This is a genomic window from Stenotrophomonas sp. 89682_Sma (assembly GCF_056481405.1).
On sequence record NZ_CM151147.1, the window covers coordinates 100989 to 116474 of the forward strand.

Here is a 15486-nt window from a genome sequence, read left to right on the forward strand (position 1 = left end):
CAGCGCGGCGGCTTCGGGCAAGTGACTGCAGTCATGGTTGGGGAGGGTTTCGGCAGGGCTTGCAGCCCTGCACCTGCTTCAAGCCAGGGCAACGTCAACGTCAAAAGCGGGCTATCCGTGGGTTGGTGGGGCGGTGTCGGATTGCGGGGACGCCGCAAGTACGTCCGTGTAGGCTTGGCAGCCGCATCCATGCGGCTGACACCCCGCAATCCGACACCGCCCCACCTTCGACAGGTTCCGTGTGCTGTTGGTGGGTGTCGACCTTGGTCGACACAATCTGTCAGATATCGAAATGAATCCGGGGTCAGATCCGTTTTCCTGCGGAAAACGGATCTGACCCCAATGCCGTTCCAACAGACCGCAGAAAACTGTCGAAGGCGGGGTGGGTCCGGTTGCGGGGGTGTCCGCGGCATGGATGCCGCGGCCAAGCCCCCAAGGACGGGTTTACGGCGTCCCCCGCAACCGGACCCACCCTGCCATCCCACGGAATGCCAGCTTTTGATGTTGCTCTGGCTCTGGCTCTGGCTCTGGCTTCGGCGGGTGCAGGGCGCAGCCCTGCCGAGCAACACCCCCTCGTGCACAATGGGGCCGACCCCGCCTGGACGCCGTCTCGATGTCGAGCAAGCCGTATTCAGAAGCCTGCGAGCGCAACCGCGATCCCATCGCCACCGCGCTCGACCCGTGGATGGGCGACCGCCACCGGGTGCTGGAGATCGGCAGTGGTACCGGCCAGCACGCGGCCTTCTTCGCCGAGCGCTGGCCGTGGTTGCGCTGGCAGCCCAGTGATCACCCGGATCATCTCCCTGGCATCGAGGCATGGCGTGCCGAAGCAGCCTTGCTGAATCTGCTGCCGCCGGTGGCGCTGCAGGTGGAACTGCCGCCGGCGCCCGGGTTGAGCCTGCCGGAGGGAAGTACGTTCGACGCCGCGTTCAGCGCCAACACGTTGCACATCATGGGCTGGGACTACGTGCAGGCGCTGTTCGTCGCGCTGCCACCGGTGCTGCGCCATGGCGCGCTGCTGGCGGTGTATGGCCCGTTCAACTACGGCGGTCGCTACACCAGCGACAGCAACGCACAGTTCGATGGCTGGCTGAAGGCGCGCGCCCCGCGCAGCGGTATCCGCGATAGCGAAGCGGTGCAGGCGCTGGCGGCCGACAATGGCTTCACCCGCCTGGGCGACGTGGCGATGCCGGCCAACAACCGGCTATTGCTGTGGCGGTTGGGGTAAACCGCCGGTAGTACCGGCCGCTGGCCGGCAACCGATTGCCAGGAGGGATGCCGGCCAGCGGCCGGCACTACCATCAGGCCACCTGCACGATATGCAGCGCCTTCGGGTTGCGCCACTGCGCCAGCAGGGCAGCTTCGCGCGCCTTGGCCTGCGCGAAGTGGGCTTCCTTGACGTGGCCGAAGCCGCGGATGTGCTCGGGAATGCTGGCGATCTCCACCGCCAGTGCCAGGCGGTCGTCATCCAGGCCGTCCAGCAGCACCTGCACGGTCGCCTCGTAGTCACCGATCAGCTTGCGCTCCATGCGGCGCTCGTCGGTGCGCCCGAACACATCGAAGCGTCCGCCGCGCAGGAACTTCAGCTTCGCCAGCAGACCGAAGGCCTTGAACATCCACGGACCGTATTCCTTCTTCAGCAACCGGCCCTGCTCGTCCTTCTTCGCGAACAGCGGCGGTGCCAGGTGGAAGCGCAGCTGGTAGTCGCCCTCGAACTGCTGTTGCAGGCGGCGCTGGAAGTCGCCGCTGGTGTACAGGCGCGCCACTTCGTACTCGTCCTTGTAGGCCATCAGCTTGAACAGGTAGCGGGCTACCGTCTCGGTCAACGCAGTGGAGCCGCCGATGCGGTCGGCCTCGGTGGCGCGCACGCGTGCCACCAGGTCGCGGTAGCGGTTGGCATAGGCGGCATCCTGGTACTCGACCAGGAAGGCGGCGCGGCGCTCGATCATTTCGTCCAGCGAACGCGACAGGCGCGCGTCGTCCAGCGGCAGGAACGCCACGTCGCCGCCATGCGAGGGCAGGCCGCGCAGCTCGCGTTCGTCAGCGGTGTTGCGCGGTGCGGCGGTTGCACCCCATTCGTTGCCTTCCCACTCGCCCGGCGGCAACGGGTGCAGCGGGCCCGGGGTGGATTCGGTATCGGTGTGGCGGTTGCGCACCAGGCCGGCGGCCTGCTGCACGGCCTGCGGATCGACCACGGCCAGGCGACCCCAGGCGAACGCCTGCTGGTTCATCGCCACGGCCGCGCCATTCAGCTCGATGGCGCGCATCAGCGACTCGAACGACAGCGGCACCAGCCCCTGCTGCCAGGCGTAGCCGAGGATGAACAGGTTGGCGGCGATGGCATCGCCCAGCAGCGCGGTGGCCAGCTGGGTAGCATCCAGCAGCAGCGGCTCCTGGCCGCCCAGGGCCACGCGCACGCCGGCGACGATGTCGGCGGCGGGGAATTGCATGTCCGGACGGGTGGTGAAGGTGCCCGGCATCGCTTCGTAGGTGTTCAGCACCACCTGCGAACGACCGGCGCGCACCTTGGACAGTGCCCAGTAGTCGTTGACCACCACCATGTCGCAGCCCAGCACCAGGTCGGCCTCACCGGCGGCGATACGCACGGCGTGGATGTCATCCGGGCGGCGTGCGATGCGGATGTGCGTGGTCACCGCGCCACCCTTCTGCGCCAGTCCGGTCTGGTCGAGCACGGTCGCGCCCTTACCCTCCAGGTGGCCGGCCATGCCCAGCAGCGCGCCGATGGTCACCACGCCAGTGCCGCCGACGCCGGTGATCAGGATGTTCCAGGGCTGTTCCAGTGTGCCGCGGATGGTCGGCGCCGGCAGGTTGTCCAGCAGCGTGGAGGCATCACGCTTGCTGCCCTTGCGCGGCTGGCCGCCGTGCACGGTGACGAAGCTCGGGCAGAAGCCGTTCACGCACGAATAGTCCTTGTTGCAGTTCGACTGGTCGATTTCGCGCTTGCGCCCGAACTCGGTTTCCTTCGGCAGCACCGACACGCAGAAACTCTTCTTGCCGCAGTCGCCGCAGCCTTCGCACACCAGCGAGTTGATCAGCACCCGCTTCTGCGGGTCTTCCAGCTTGCCGCGCTTGCGGCGGCGGCGCTTCTCGGTGGCGCAGGTCTGTTCGTAGATCAGGATCGAAACACCCTTCACTTCGCGCAGGCGCTTCTGCACGGCATCCAGCTCGCTGCGGTCGTGGAACTCGACGTCGCTGGGGAAGTGTTCGCGCTGGCCGGTCCACTTGCCGATGTTGTCCGACAGCACCACGATGGTGTGGATGCCTTCGGCGCGCATCTGCCGTGCGATGTCGGGCACGCTCAGTGGGCCGTCCACCGGCTGGCCGCCGGTCATCGCCACCGCATCGTTGTAGAGGATCTTGTAGGTGATGTTGACGCCGGCCGCGACCGCCTGGCGGATCGCCAGCGAACCACTGTGGAAATAGGTGCCGTCGCCCAGGTTCTGGAACACGTGCGGGGTATCGGTGAACGGCGCCTGCCCGGCCCAGGTCACGCCTTCGCCGCCCATGTGGGTGAAGGTGTCGGTGCTGCGGTCCATCCAGGTCACCATGTAATGGCAACCGATGCCGGCCAGCGCACGCGAGCCTTCCGGCACGGTGGTGGAGGTGTTGTGCGGGCAGCCGGAGCAGTAGTGCGGCACGCGCGGGAAACTGGCGCGCGGCAACGCAAGCTCGGCTTCCTTTTCCTGCATCCACTGGAGGCGCTGTTCAATCGATTCGTTGTTGAAGAACTTCTGGATGCGGCGACCGATCACGCCGGCGATGGTGGCCGGGGTCAGTTCGCCGGTGGACGGCAGGATCCACTCGCCGCTCTCGTCGTACTTGCCGACGATGGACGGGCGCTGGCCCCAGCTGGCCGGCCAGTTGAAGAACTGTTCCTTCATCTGGCGCTCGATGAAGGCACGCTTCTCCTCCACCACGATGATGTCTTCCAGGCCCTGCGCGAAGCGCGCGATGCCCTGCGGTTCCAGCGGCCAGGTCATGCCGACCTTGTACACACGGATACCGATGTCGGCGCACGCCGCTTCGTCCAGGCCCAGGTATTCCAGCGCCTGCAGCACGTCCAGGTAGCTCTTGCCGGTGGTGACGATGCCCAGCCGCGCGCGCGGCGCATCCATCACCACCTTGTCGATGCCGTTGGCACGGGCAAACGCCTGCGCGGCCTTCACCGCGTAGCGGTGCAGGCGCATCTCCTGGTCCAGCGGCGGGTCCGGCCAGCGGATGTTGAGGCCACCCGACGGCATCTCGAAATCTCCCGGCAGCACGATACGGCGCGCCATCGGATCGACCTGCACCGACGCCGACGATTCCACCGTCTCGGCAATCGTCTTGAAGCCGACCCAACGGCCGGTGTAACGGCTCATCGCCCAGCCCAGCAGGCCCATGTCGAGGATGTCCTGCACGCCGGCCGGGTTCAGCACCGGCATCATCGCGCTGACAAATTCGTCTTCGCTGCCGTGCGGCAGCGTCGAGCTGCGGCAGGCATGGTCATCGGCAGCCAGTGCCAGCACGCCGCCGTAGCGCGAGGTGCCGGCCGCGTTGGCATGCTTGAACACGTCGCCGCAGCGGTCCACGCCCGGGCCCTTGCCGTACCACATGCCGAACACGCCCTGCACGTTGGCGCCGGGGAACAGGTTGGTCTGCTGGGTGCCCCACACCATGGTGGCGCCCAGATCCTCGTTCAGGCCAGGGGTGAACTTCACCTTCGCCGCTTCAAGATGCTTGCGCGCGCGCCACAGTTCCAGGTCGAAGCCACCCAGCGGGCTGCCACGATAGCCACTGACGAAGCCGGCGCTGTCGATGCCTTCGGCGGCATCGCGCAGGCGCTGCATCAGTGGCAGCCGCACCAGCGCCTGCACGCCACTCAGGTAGATCCGCCCCTCGTTGCGGGTGTACTTGTGGTCGAGCGTGTAATCACGGTCGAGCAGGTCGGCGGAGGAGGGCGAAGTGAGTTGCGCAGTACTGGTCATGGCTGGCCCGGTAGGATCGGCTGGCACCGGCCGCGTGCAGGCACGCGGCGGGAAAGGCGCGAATTGTAGCAGCGGGGCCGTGGTGGTCCCGGCACTCGCGCCCGCGCCGCTGCTGGGGTTAGGATCGGGGCGAGAGAGGGAGGCTGCGGTTGTGCAGCCTGGGGAGAAGGGATGTCAGTTCCAGGAAAGATCCTGGCCAGCGTGCTGCTGGCCTCGGGAGCGGCCACGGCGTGGGCCGCGCCGGCCATGCCGGTACCACAGGAGTTCTACTTCGACAGCGACCTGGCGGCGGCACCGATGGTGGCGATACAGGGCGAAGGCGATGAGCTGGTCACCCAGCTGGTGAGGTTGCGCGAGCGTGGCCGGCGCGCGGTGGAAGCCACCGTGCAGCTGGCGTCGGTGGCCAGCACCCAGGGCCGTGCCGAGCTGGCCGACCAGCTGTACGGCGAGGCTTTGAAGGAGGCGCCGGCACAGAGCAGCGTGGGCCGCAGCGTGCGCTGGAACTATGGCTGGGACCTGCTGCGCCAGGGCAGGCCGGAGGCCGCGCTGGAGCAATGGCTGTCATCGGCCGGCAATGCGCGCAGCAAGCCCAGCTGGGTGCCACCGACCTATGCGCTGGCGCTGTGGCGGATGGGGCAGAAACAGGAAGCGGTGCAGTGGTATGCCGCGGCGGTGCGCACCGAGCCGTCGCAATGGAGCACCAGTGCCAACTATGCGCAGTTGCTGCCGCAATGGCGCGAGGATGAGCGTGCGTCGTTGGCCGAAGTGCAGCAGGCGTGGTTGGCTGCCCCGCCGGCCTGGCCCTGAGGGAGGGGGTCCGGCCGGGTTGCACCCGGCACCCGCAGAGGCAACAGCCGAAGCAACAGCCGAAGCAACAGCAACAGCGGGCAATCCGAGGGATGGCGGGGCGGTGTGGGTTGGCAGGACACGCCGTAAACCCGTCCCTGGGGGCTCGATGGCGCCATCCATGGCGCCAACGGTCCTGCCAACCCACACCACCCCACCTCTGACGGTTCGACGCAGCTGTTGGTAGGTGTCGACCTTGGTCGACACGGTAGATCCACGCCATGCGTGGATGAATCTGCATCGGAATCGAATACTGGAAATCTGATCGAAGAGCAGCCGAGCGTGGGCTCGGCTCTACAAAAAAGCGGCCAGCCAACCGGTTCTGCTTTTGCTCTTGCTCTTCTTCTTTCTTCTACGTGGCTGATCGCCCCCGGAAACTGTCAGAGGCCGGGCGGGGTGGGTTCGCGGGGGTGTCTGATCTGGCCCCCTGAAAACGGACGCCATGAAGCCGTTTCAGGCGGCAGCCCGGCGCTGCCGGGCGTAGTTGTTAGGCGAGCGGTAGCCCAGCACCGAGTGTAGCCGGGCTGGATTGTAGAAGCCGTGGATGTAAGCAGCGATGGACTGGCTGGCTTGTTCCCTACTGGCGTAAGGCTCGGCAGCCTCTTCTGTCTTGAGCGTCGCAAAGAAGCTCTCGGCCACCGCGTTGTCCCAGCAATTGCCAGGCCGGCTCATGCTTTGGACCACGTCATGGGACTGCAGCAGCTGGCGAAACTGGTTCCCCCAGTACTGCCCACCACGATCTGAATGGAAGATCAGGCCGGGTCGTTGTGGATGCAGAGCCCAAGCATTGGCAAATGCTTTCGCCACCAGCTCTTCAGTCAGGCGCTTGGAAACGCTGTAGCCCAGCACCTGCCGGGTCTGGACGCTGATGACCACGGCCAGATGCAGCCATCCCTGGCGGGTGGGGACATACGTGATATCCCCAACCCACGCCGTCGGTCCGGTTCCGGGGGCAAATTGCCGATCCAGCAGGTTGGGGGCGAGCTGAGATGAGCCGCCGGAGGACTTGGGTCGGAATCGGCCTTTGGTCTTGCCCTGGATTCGCTCCTCGGCCATTAACCGTGCCACGCGCTTGTGGCCGACTGGGTGATTCCTGGCTCGTAAGGCCCTGACCAGCCGACGTCGCCCATAACTGCGCTTGCTGGTCACATGAATGGCCCGAAGCTCGGTACGGAGGGCCGAATCGACATCGCACGTTTGGGCACACTGCCGGCGCAGGTAATCATGGAATCCAGAGACAGAAACCCTAAGAACCCGACACAACAACCTGGTCGGGTAGTGAGTCCTTTGACTGGCGACGAAGGCGTACCTCACTTGGACTCTCTGGCAAAGAACGCCGCCGCTTTTTTTAGGATTTCCCGCTCCATCTTCAGATTGGCGTTCTCGGCCCGAAGGCGGCTGATCTCGCTTTCCAGGTCGGTGGCCGGCCTGCGAGCCTCAGAGGTCAACGACCGGCCAGCACGGACCGCGTCAAGCCAATTTGCCAGCGTCTTGACCGACATCTCCAGCTGACGGGCTGCTGCGGCAGGCCCGAGCGACTCGGCCAACTCCACGGCTTGGTGCTTGAACTCATCGGTGTAGCTACGACGGGTGATACGGGACATAAGGGACCTCCAGGTGCGATCAAAGTATCGCTTCTTGGCGTCCGCTGACGGGGGGCCAGATCAGTCCGCGGCAGGGATGCCGCGGCCAAGCCCCCATGGATGGGTTTACGGCGTCCCCCGCGAACCCACCCCGCCCGGCCAACCACGGCTGTTGCTTTGAGCGATCAACCACGAGGGGCTGCGCCGTTCGCCGGAAACTCAATCGTCCGCGGAAACCGTCCGTCCCGACGCCCACGCCCGCAGTGCCTCCACCTGCTCGACCATCAGCACCGACAACGGCCGCGTGGCGCGGATCTCGTTCATCAGCAGCTCGGTGTCCAGCGGCCGGCCCTCGGCATGTGCCGCGTACAGCCCGGCCACGATCGCCTGCTCGATCTCGGCGCCGGAGAACCCATTGGCGGCAGCCGCCAGCGCGGGTAGCGCGAAGTCGTCGGCGTTGAGCTGGCGCCGGCCCAGGTGCAGCCGCAGCAGCTCCACGCGTACCTCAGGCGAGGGCAGGTCGACGAAGAAGATCTCGTCGAAGCGGCCTTTGCGCAGCAGCTCGGCAGGCAGCTCGTGCACTTGGTTGGCAGTGGCCACGATGAACACCGGTGCCTTGCGCTCGGCCATCCAGGTCAGCAGATGGCCGAGCACGCGGCGCGACACGCCACCGTCCTCGCCACCGCTGGCCAGGCCCTTCTCGATTTCGTCCATCCACAGCACGCAGGGCGCCAGCTGCTCAGCCGAGGCCAGGGCCTGGCGCAGGTTGGCCTCGGTCTCGCCGTGGTACTTGTTGTACAGCGCGCCGACGTCCAGGCGCAGCAGCGGCACACCAAAGCCGGCAGCGGTGGCCTTGGCCAGCATCGACTTGCCGCAGCCCTGTACGCCCAGCAGCAGCATGCCGCGCGGTGGGTCCAGCCCGGCCGGTGCGGAGCCAGCGATGAACGCCACACGCCGCTGGTTGATCCAGCGCTTGAGCCGGTTGGCGCCGGCCACGTCGCCGAAGCGCGCGCTGTCATGCTCGAAGAACAGGTGGCCGCTGCGGTTGAGCAGCTCGAACTTCAGCCGTGCCAGCTGCGGCAGGTCGTCGTCGCGCAGCGCGCCGTCGGCGTAGATCAGCTGCCGGGCGATGCGCCGGGCATCGACCAGGCTCAGGCCCTGCAGGTTCTTCAGGATTTTCTTCACCGCCTCGCTGTCGACCTCGACGCGGCGGCCGCCGTGTTCGCGGGCGTAGGCATCGGCCTCCTCGCGCAGCATCTTCAGCAGGGCGTTGGCATCGGGCAGGCGCGGGTTGAAGCGGACCGCCAGCGCTTCCAGCTCGGCCGGCAGTTCGACCTTGGCGCCGATCAGCACCAGCACGTGCGGTTCGCTGTGGCGGCGCTGGATCAGGTCGCGCAAGGCGCGCTGGTGGCTGGCATAGCCCAGGTAGGGGTGGAAATCGAGCAGCAGGTAGACCCCGCGCTGCTCGGCCTGGCGGATCATCTGCAGGGCCGCGCTGGCGTCGGGTGGCCCGGCCGGCGGATCTTCGCTGTCCAGGTCGATGCGGCGCAGGCCCTCGGTGATCGACCACCGGTGCAGCGCCCGCCAGACGTGCATCAGCGTCTGCCGGAACAGGTCGACGATGCGACCCTCGTCCTGGGTCTCGATCACGATCAGGGGGGTGTTGGCGCGGATCAGTGCGCTCAGGTCCTGCAGCTCGCTCATGCCGGTTCGATCCTTCGGGGGCGCCACGATAGCAAAGGGATGGCCGCAGGTTCAGCGCGGTGCTACCTCCCGTCACCACCGCCGGTGTACGCTCGGGGCACGTACCCGGAAGCGAGGCTGGCATGAAGACGATCCTGGTGGCCGGTTCCAAGGGCGGGGTGGGCAAGACCACCGTCGCCACCCACCTGGCCGCGTACGCGGCATTGCAGGGCAGGGCCACGGTGATCGCCGACGCCGACCCTCAGGGCTCCAGCACCCGCTGGGCGCAACGGCGTGCCGGGCTGGAAAGCGCGGTGCTCCCCATTGATGTGTATCGGAAGAAGCAGTGGGCGCAGAAGCTGCCCGATGGCACCGAAACCGTCATCATCGACGCACCGGCTGGTGCGTTGGCCGACGATATCCCCCATTTCCTTGACGCTGCCGACGCGGTGGTGGTGCCGGTGCTGCCCTCGGCGCTGGACATCGAAGCCATCGTCGGCTTCCTCAACAGTCTGGCCCAGAACCCGCGGGTGCACAGCCGCAAGCTGCCGGTCGGGCTGGTCCTGAACCGCACCAAGCCCTGGACCCAGACCTCGCAGCAGGCATTGCAGATGCTGGCCGAATGGCCGTACCCGGTGGTCGCGCAGCTGCGTGACAGCCAGAGCTACGTGGTCATGACCGGCCTCGGCCGCAGCCTGTTCGACTACCGCTCCGCCCAGGTGCGCGAGCACCAGGCCGACTGGGAGCCGCTGCTGTCCTGGCTCAAGCTTTGATGCCTGCGTCACTCTTTCTGCTGCATCCTCTTCTTCATGGAAACCCGCGATGCGTGAATTGATCCTGCTGCGCCACGCCCATGCCGAACCGGCTACCCCCGGCCAGGCCGACCTCGACCGGCCGTTGTCGCCGGTGGGGCTGGCCGAAGCCGAAGCCGCCGGCAAGTGGCTGAAGGAAAACAACCTGCTGCCGGACTGCGTGCTGTGTTCACCGGCGCGGCGTACCCGCGAAACCCTGGAAGCCGTGCTCGGCACCATCGGTTACGTGGAAAAGCGCCTGGAAGACCGCATCTACGAAGCCACCCCCGGCACCCTGGCGGCATTGGTGGACGACCGCCGTGATCTCGACCGGGTGCTGATCGTCGGCCACAACCCGGGCCTGGAGCGGCTGGTGGCGTTGATGACCGAGGGCACCAGCAGCGACTACCGCGGCATGCCGCCGGCCGGCATCGCCGTGCTCGGCTTCCCGCGCGAGGCCTCGATCGAGCCAGGCGTGGCCAGCCTGAACGCATTCTGGTGGCCGTGATCCGATGAGCCTGGCGCGGCGCAGCCGCTATCTGCTGCCCGCGCTGCTGGCACTTGGCCCGGCCTGGGCCGCCGTGCCCACGCCAACCACCCTGCCACCGGTGGTCGCCGAGGCGCACCGGGTGATGCGCCTGGATACCCAGCGTTCGCAGATCGGCTTCGAGGTGCGCACCCGCTTCGGGCAGCGTATCGAAGGCCTGTTCCCGCACTTCGAAGGGCGCATCGAGATCCTCTCCGACGGCCGCCACCAGGTGCACCTGAAGATGTTCACGCGCTCGGTCGAGATTCCGGGCAAATCACGCTACACCGGCTGGATGCGCGGCGAGGAGTTCTTCGATGCCGGCCGCCATCCGGTGGTCGAGTTCGACTCGCTGCCGTACTGGCCGGAAACCGTGGAGAGCGGTGGCGACATCAACGGCCGGCTGACCCTGCGCGGGATCAGCCACCCCGAGACACTGAAGGTCGAGAAGGCGGAGTGTGCCCGACCCGGCTATGATTGCGACGTCGTCAGCCGCGGTACCGTGCAGCGAGGCCGGTACGGCATGGACAGCTGGCAGCTTGCCTTGAGTGACCGAGTGACTTTCGTATTGCGTGCGCGCCTGAGCGAGGCGCCGAAACCGTGAACCTCCTGCTGCGTGTACTGGCGCTGGCAACCGTGTTGCTGGGCAGCGGTTGTGCATCGCTGTCGAATGCCGAGCGCGACCGCGCCGAGGCAATCGCCGTGCAGGCACGTTCGACCGTGGTCGACTGCCAGCGTGCCGACCGCTGTGCACAGGACTCACCGCTGCGGGCGCTGGCCGGCCGGGCGTTCACCGAATCCACCCCGGAACGACCGCGCCACTACGCCACCCTGCTCGATGAGGGCGAGGGCGCCCTGGTGGCACGCCTGAACCTGCTGCGCAGCGCCACCCGCAGCATCGACCTGCAGACCTACATCTTCGACAAGGATGACAGCGCCCGCCTGGTCATCGACGAACTGCTGGCCGCCTCGCGGCGCGGGGTGAAGGTGCGGCTGCTGATCGACCAGCTCTCGGCGATCTCCGACCTGCAGATCCTCGGCGCCCTGTCCGGTGCGCACCAGAACTTCCAGCTGCGGGTCTACAACCCGACCTTCGGCAAGGCCCGGCTGAACTACTTCGACTATGCCGGCAGCGTGCTGTGCTGCTTCCGCCGGTTCAACCAGCGCATGCACAACAAGCTGCTGGTGATCGACGATGCGATCGGCGTGGTCGGTGGCCGCAACTACCAGGACGACTATTACGACTGGGACCGCGAGTACAACTTCCGCGACCGCGATGTACTGATCGCCGGCCCGGAAGCACGTGCGATGGCGGCCAACTTCGACGCATTCTGGCGCGCACACCGCAGCGTGCCGGCCGAGCGCCTCAACGACGTGGGCCGCACGTTGCTGCGCGAGGGTGTGCCAACGCTGCCGCCGGCCAGCTTCCGCCGCCCGGAACGGGTACAGCGGGTCAGTGCCGAAGCCAACGACACCGAGTTCGTCACCCGTTCCTTCGTCGATACCGCGCTACCGGTGGCTTCGGTGCGCTACGTGGCCGACCTGCCACGCAAGCATCGCCGCGAGAAGGCCGATGCACCGCTGGCCGGCCAGCATGTGACCGAGCCACAGCTGGATGCGCTGATCGCCAGTGCGCAGAAGGAAGTGATCCTGCAGACGCCGTACCTGGTGCTGTCCAAGCCGGCGCAGAAGCTGTTCCGTGAATTGCGCAAGCGCCCGCAGCCACCACGCGTGGTGGTGTCCAGCAACAGCCTGGCGGCGACCGACAACCCGATCGTGTATGCGCTGTCGTACAAGTACAAGCGGCGCAACATGCGCGAACTGGGCTTCAACATCTTCGAATACAAGCCGTTCCCGCTGGATGCGCCGGTCGATTACCGCAACCTGCTGCCGGACCCGATTGCCGCGCCCGGGGGTGAAGACGAGGGCGACCGCAACCCGCTGATCGGTGGCAGTGCCGCCGGCAGCAACGCACGCAGTGGCAGCAGTAGTGGTTCGGGTGCAGGCAGCAAGCAGGGCCCGTTGAACCATCGCCACAGCGATGGTGCCTACGACAACGCACGCGCGCGCCGTCGCGCCGCCGGCAGCGAGGTGGAAACGCGCCTGCTGCGCACCGAGACGCGGCCGTCGTTCCTGGGCAGCAAAGCGGTCAACAAGCCGTTGCCGGTCACCCGCAAGGGCGCGCGCATGGGCCTGCATGCCAAGTCGCTGGTGGTCGACCGCCGCATCGGCGTGGTCGGCACCCACAACTTCGATCCGCGCAGCGAGAACTACAACACCGAAGGCGCGGTGATCATCGACGACCCGGTTTTTGCCGAGGAGCTGGCGCAGAGCATCCTGCGTGACACCCACCCGCAGAACTCCTGGACGGTGGCGCCGCGGGCCAAGCCACCGGTGCTGTCGGGGCTGAACTACAGCGTCGGCAAGGCTTCCGAAGCGCTGCCCATTCTCGATTTCTGGCCGTGGCGCTATGCCACCGACTACGAGTTCCAGCCCGGCCCCGAGTGCCCGCAGCCGCTGCCGCGGCAGGATCCTGATTTCCATCGCTGCTACGTCGCCGTCGGCGACTTCCCCGAAGTCAATGTCGGCCCGAAGTGGCTGCTGGTGCGCATGCTGACCGCATTCGGCGCCGGTCTCGTTCCCATCCTCTGAAGGTACCCGCATGGCCCAGGTCTTCCGCGAAGCCGTTTCCATCGAGCAGCTCAACGCGCTCAGCCGCAACACGGCGATTGAATCCCTGGGCATCGTCTTCAGCGCCGCCGGCGAGGACTGGCTGCAGGCCACCATGCCGGTGGATGAGCGCACCCGCCAGCCCTACGGCATCCTGCACGGCGGTGCCTCGGTGGTGCTGGCCGAGACCCTGGGCAGCAGCGCCGGCAACCTGTGCGTGGATACTGGCAAGCAGGTCTGCGTGGGCCTGGAGATCAACGCCAACCACGTGCGCGCCGTGCGCTCGGGCACGGTCACCGGCACCGCCCGCGCGCTGCACGTCGGCCGCAGCACCCAGCTGTGGGAGATCCGCATCGAGGACGAGCAGGGCCGCCTGGTATGCGTCTCGCGGCTGACCCTGGCGGTGGTGGCTGCCGGTCACGGCTGAGCCTCCCGGGGCTCGTTGACGGCGGCGGAACCCAGCGTTCCCCGCCGATTGCCCCGGTCGATGGCTGTTATGGCCTAAATCGGCTGGCAGCGATGACGGCCCTCCGGTATCGTGCGCGGATGACTTCCCCCACTCCGGCCCCCCGTGGCGGCGTGGCGCGTGTGTGCCGTTACCTGTACCGCGTACCGCTGCTGTTGGTCCACATCATCGTGTTCCTGCCGCTCATCCTGATCGGCATGCTTCCGCCGTGGGGCGAGCTGCGCGTGGGCGAGGCGACCTTCGGCGCCAAGGTGGTCAACTGGTGGCAGGGTGGGCTGATGTGGATCTTCGGCTTCCGCCTGGTGCAGATCGGCAGGCCGTTGCCCGGCGCCGTGCTGTTCGTCGCCAACCACGTCAGCTGGGTCGACATCTGCATCCTGCACAGCCAGCGCATGATGGGCTTCGTCGCCAAGCGCGAGATCGCCAGCTGGCCGCTGGTGGGTTGGCTCGCCGCGCGAGGCCAGACCATCTTCCACCAGCGGGGCAACACCGAATCGCTCGGCGGCGTGATGCAGGTGATGGCCGACCGCCTGCGCGAAGGCAAGGCCGTGGGCGTGTTCCCGGAAGGGCGGACCCGCGGCGGTCACGAAGTGGGCCCGTTCCACGCCCGCATCTTCCAGGCCGCGGTCGAGACCGGCGTGCCGGTGCAACCGGTGGCACTGGTGTACGGGGTGAAGGGCGACGCGCAGACCATCGTCGCGTTCGGCCCGAACGAAAGCTTCTTCGCCAATTTCCTGCGCCTGCTCGGCGAGCCGGCGCGGCGTGCGGAAGTGCACTTCCTGGCACCGATCGGTGCACAGGACCTGGAAGGCCGTCGGCGCATCGCGGAAACCTCGCGGGCGCGCATCGTGGCGGCCATGAGCGCCGGGTGAGGCTGCGGTGGCCCTGATCCCGCCACCTGTCCTGGACGCCGGCACGCCGACGCTGCATGCGGCTGACTACCAGCCACCGCGCTGGCTGCGCAATCCCCACCTGCAGTCGATGCTCAGCTCCAGCCGCATGCGCCTGCAGCGTGGCCTGCTGCTGCTGGCCGCTACCGGTGCGGTCAGCGAGGAGCTGATCCTGGATGGCGGCGATGGCGTTCGCCTGCAGGGCTGGCACAGCCATGTCGAAGGCCGCGAGCCGCAGGGCATGGCCCTGCTGCTGCATGGCTGGGAAGGCAGTGCCGAGTCCAGCTACATGCGCATGGCGGCCGCGCGCATGCTGGAGCAGGGCTTCGACGTGGTGCGGCTGAACTTCCGCGACCACGGCAACACCCATCACCTCAACCCCGGCATCTTCCACTCCAACCTGATCGACGAAGTGGTGCATGCCGCGGGCGACATAGCCCGGCGCTGGCCGCAGCTGCCGCTGGTGGCCGCCGGCTACTCGCTGGGCGGCAACTTCGTGCTGCGCCTGGCCCTGCGCGCGCCGGCCGCCGGCGTGCCGCTGCAGCGCGTGGCCTCGGTGTGCCCGGTGCTGGACCCGGCGCTGACCATGGAAAGCATCGAGAACGGCCCGGCGATGTACGACTGGTACTTCCGCCGCAAGTGGGCAGGTTCGCTGCGCCGCAAGCGCGATCTGTTCCCCGAGCTGAGCGACTGCGACGACCGCGTGCTGAAGCTGGACATCCGTGCGCTGACCGCCTGGCTGGTCGAGCGCCACACCAGCTTCGGTTCGCTGCAGGCCTATTTCGACGGCTACTCGATTGCCGGCGACCGCCTGTCCACCCTGCAGGTGCCGGCCGACATCCTGATGGCGCAGGATGACCCGGTGATCCCGTATGCCACCTTCAACAACTGGCAGCTGCCGCGCCAGGCGCACCTGGAAACCGCCTGTTGGGGTGGCCACTGCGGTTTCATCGAGAACTGGCGTGGCGACGGCTTCTCCGAGCGCTGGGTTGCGCAGCGCCTGCAGCGGGTCCTGCGGGCCTGAACCGGAGGCAGCGCGCAGC

13 protein-coding genes are annotated in these 15486 nt (G+C 67.4%); 9 read left to right on the top strand and 4 right to left on the bottom strand.

The annotated features are described in order from the left end of the window. Positions 1-613 precede the first annotated feature (613 nt). Entirely contained in the window at positions 614-1228 is a 615-nt protein-coding gene (locus ACZK29_RS00440) for a DUF938 domain-containing protein (protein WP_111202432.1), read from the top strand. A gap of 73 nt (positions 1229-1301) precedes the next feature. Here the strand turns inward: ACZK29_RS00440 and ACZK29_RS00445 are convergent, their stop codons facing one another. Further along, positions 1302-4988, bottom strand: coding sequence for an indolepyruvate ferredoxin oxidoreductase family protein (locus ACZK29_RS00445; protein WP_111202431.1), 3687 nt, complete (start codon positions 4986-4988; stop codon positions 1302-1304). Positions 4989-5159: 171 nt separating this feature from the next. Between ACZK29_RS00445 and ACZK29_RS00450 the strand changes: the two genes are divergently transcribed. Then, positions 5160-5795 (top strand): tetratricopeptide repeat protein, encoded by a 636-nt coding sequence (locus ACZK29_RS00450; protein WP_111202430.1) that lies wholly within the window; start codon positions 5160-5162, stop codon positions 5793-5795. Positions 5796-6287: 492 nt separating this feature from the next. On the opposite strand, the gene ACZK29_RS00455 is transcribed toward ACZK29_RS00450, so the two are convergent. From ACZK29_RS00455 to ACZK29_RS00465, 3 genes are all read right to left on the bottom strand, one after another. Then, positions 6288-7148, bottom strand: coding sequence for an IS3 family transposase (locus ACZK29_RS00455; RefSeq protein ID WP_478446525.1), 861 nt, complete (start codon positions 7146-7148; stop codon positions 6288-6290). Further along, a complete protein-coding gene (locus tag ACZK29_RS00460) occupies positions 7145-7438 on the bottom strand; it encodes a transposase (RefSeq protein ID WP_006388655.1) in 294 nt (97 codons plus the stop codon). Before ACZK29_RS00460 ends, ACZK29_RS00455 begins: the two co-directional genes overlap by 4 nt. Positions 7439-7636: 198 nt before the next feature. Beyond that, positions 7637-9121 carry an AAA family ATPase gene (locus ACZK29_RS00465; protein ID WP_111203136.1) on the bottom strand — a complete coding sequence of 495 codons (1485 nt, stop codon included), beginning with the start codon at positions 9119-9121 and terminating at the stop codon, positions 7637-7639. A 122-nt stretch (positions 9122-9243) separates the two neighbouring features. On the opposite strand from ACZK29_RS00465, the gene ACZK29_RS00470 reads away from it, so the two are divergent. The 7 genes from ACZK29_RS00470 to ACZK29_RS00500 all read left to right on the top strand — a co-directional run bounded on the left by ACZK29_RS00470 (position 9244) and on the right by ACZK29_RS00500 (position 15467). After that, complete coding sequence (locus ACZK29_RS00470; protein WP_005407538.1) at positions 9244-9873, top strand: ParA family protein; 630 nt, start codon at positions 9244-9246, stop codon at positions 9871-9873. A 49-nt stretch (positions 9874-9922) separates the two neighbouring features. Next, positions 9923-10399, top strand: coding sequence for a SixA phosphatase family protein (locus ACZK29_RS00475; RefSeq protein WP_005407539.1), 477 nt, complete (start codon positions 9923-9925; stop codon positions 10397-10399). Positions 10400-10403: 4 nt separating this feature from the next. Beyond that, complete coding sequence (locus ACZK29_RS00480) at positions 10404-11021, top strand: YceI family protein (protein ID WP_099552524.1); 618 nt, start codon at positions 10404-10406, stop codon at positions 11019-11021. Further along, positions 11018-13069, top strand: coding sequence for a phospholipase D family protein (locus ACZK29_RS00485; RefSeq protein ID WP_111203134.1), 2052 nt, complete (start codon positions 11018-11020; stop codon positions 13067-13069). Before ACZK29_RS00480 ends, ACZK29_RS00485 begins: the two co-directional genes overlap by 4 nt. Positions 13070-13079: 10 nt before the next feature. Continuing rightward, complete coding sequence (locus tag ACZK29_RS00490) at positions 13080-13514, top strand: hotdog fold thioesterase (RefSeq protein ID WP_111203132.1); 435 nt, start codon at positions 13080-13082, stop codon at positions 13512-13514. Between the two features lie 119 nt (positions 13515-13633). Continuing rightward, a complete protein-coding gene (locus tag ACZK29_RS00495) occupies positions 13634-14425 on the top strand; it encodes a lysophospholipid acyltransferase family protein (protein ID WP_111203130.1) in 792 nt (263 codons plus the stop codon). Between the two features lie 52 nt (positions 14426-14477). Beyond that, positions 14478-15467, top strand: a complete 990-nt coding sequence (locus ACZK29_RS00500) for a YheT family hydrolase (RefSeq protein WP_181358184.1) — start codon at positions 14478-14480, stop codon at positions 15465-15467. Positions 15468-15486: the final 19 nt, after the last annotated feature.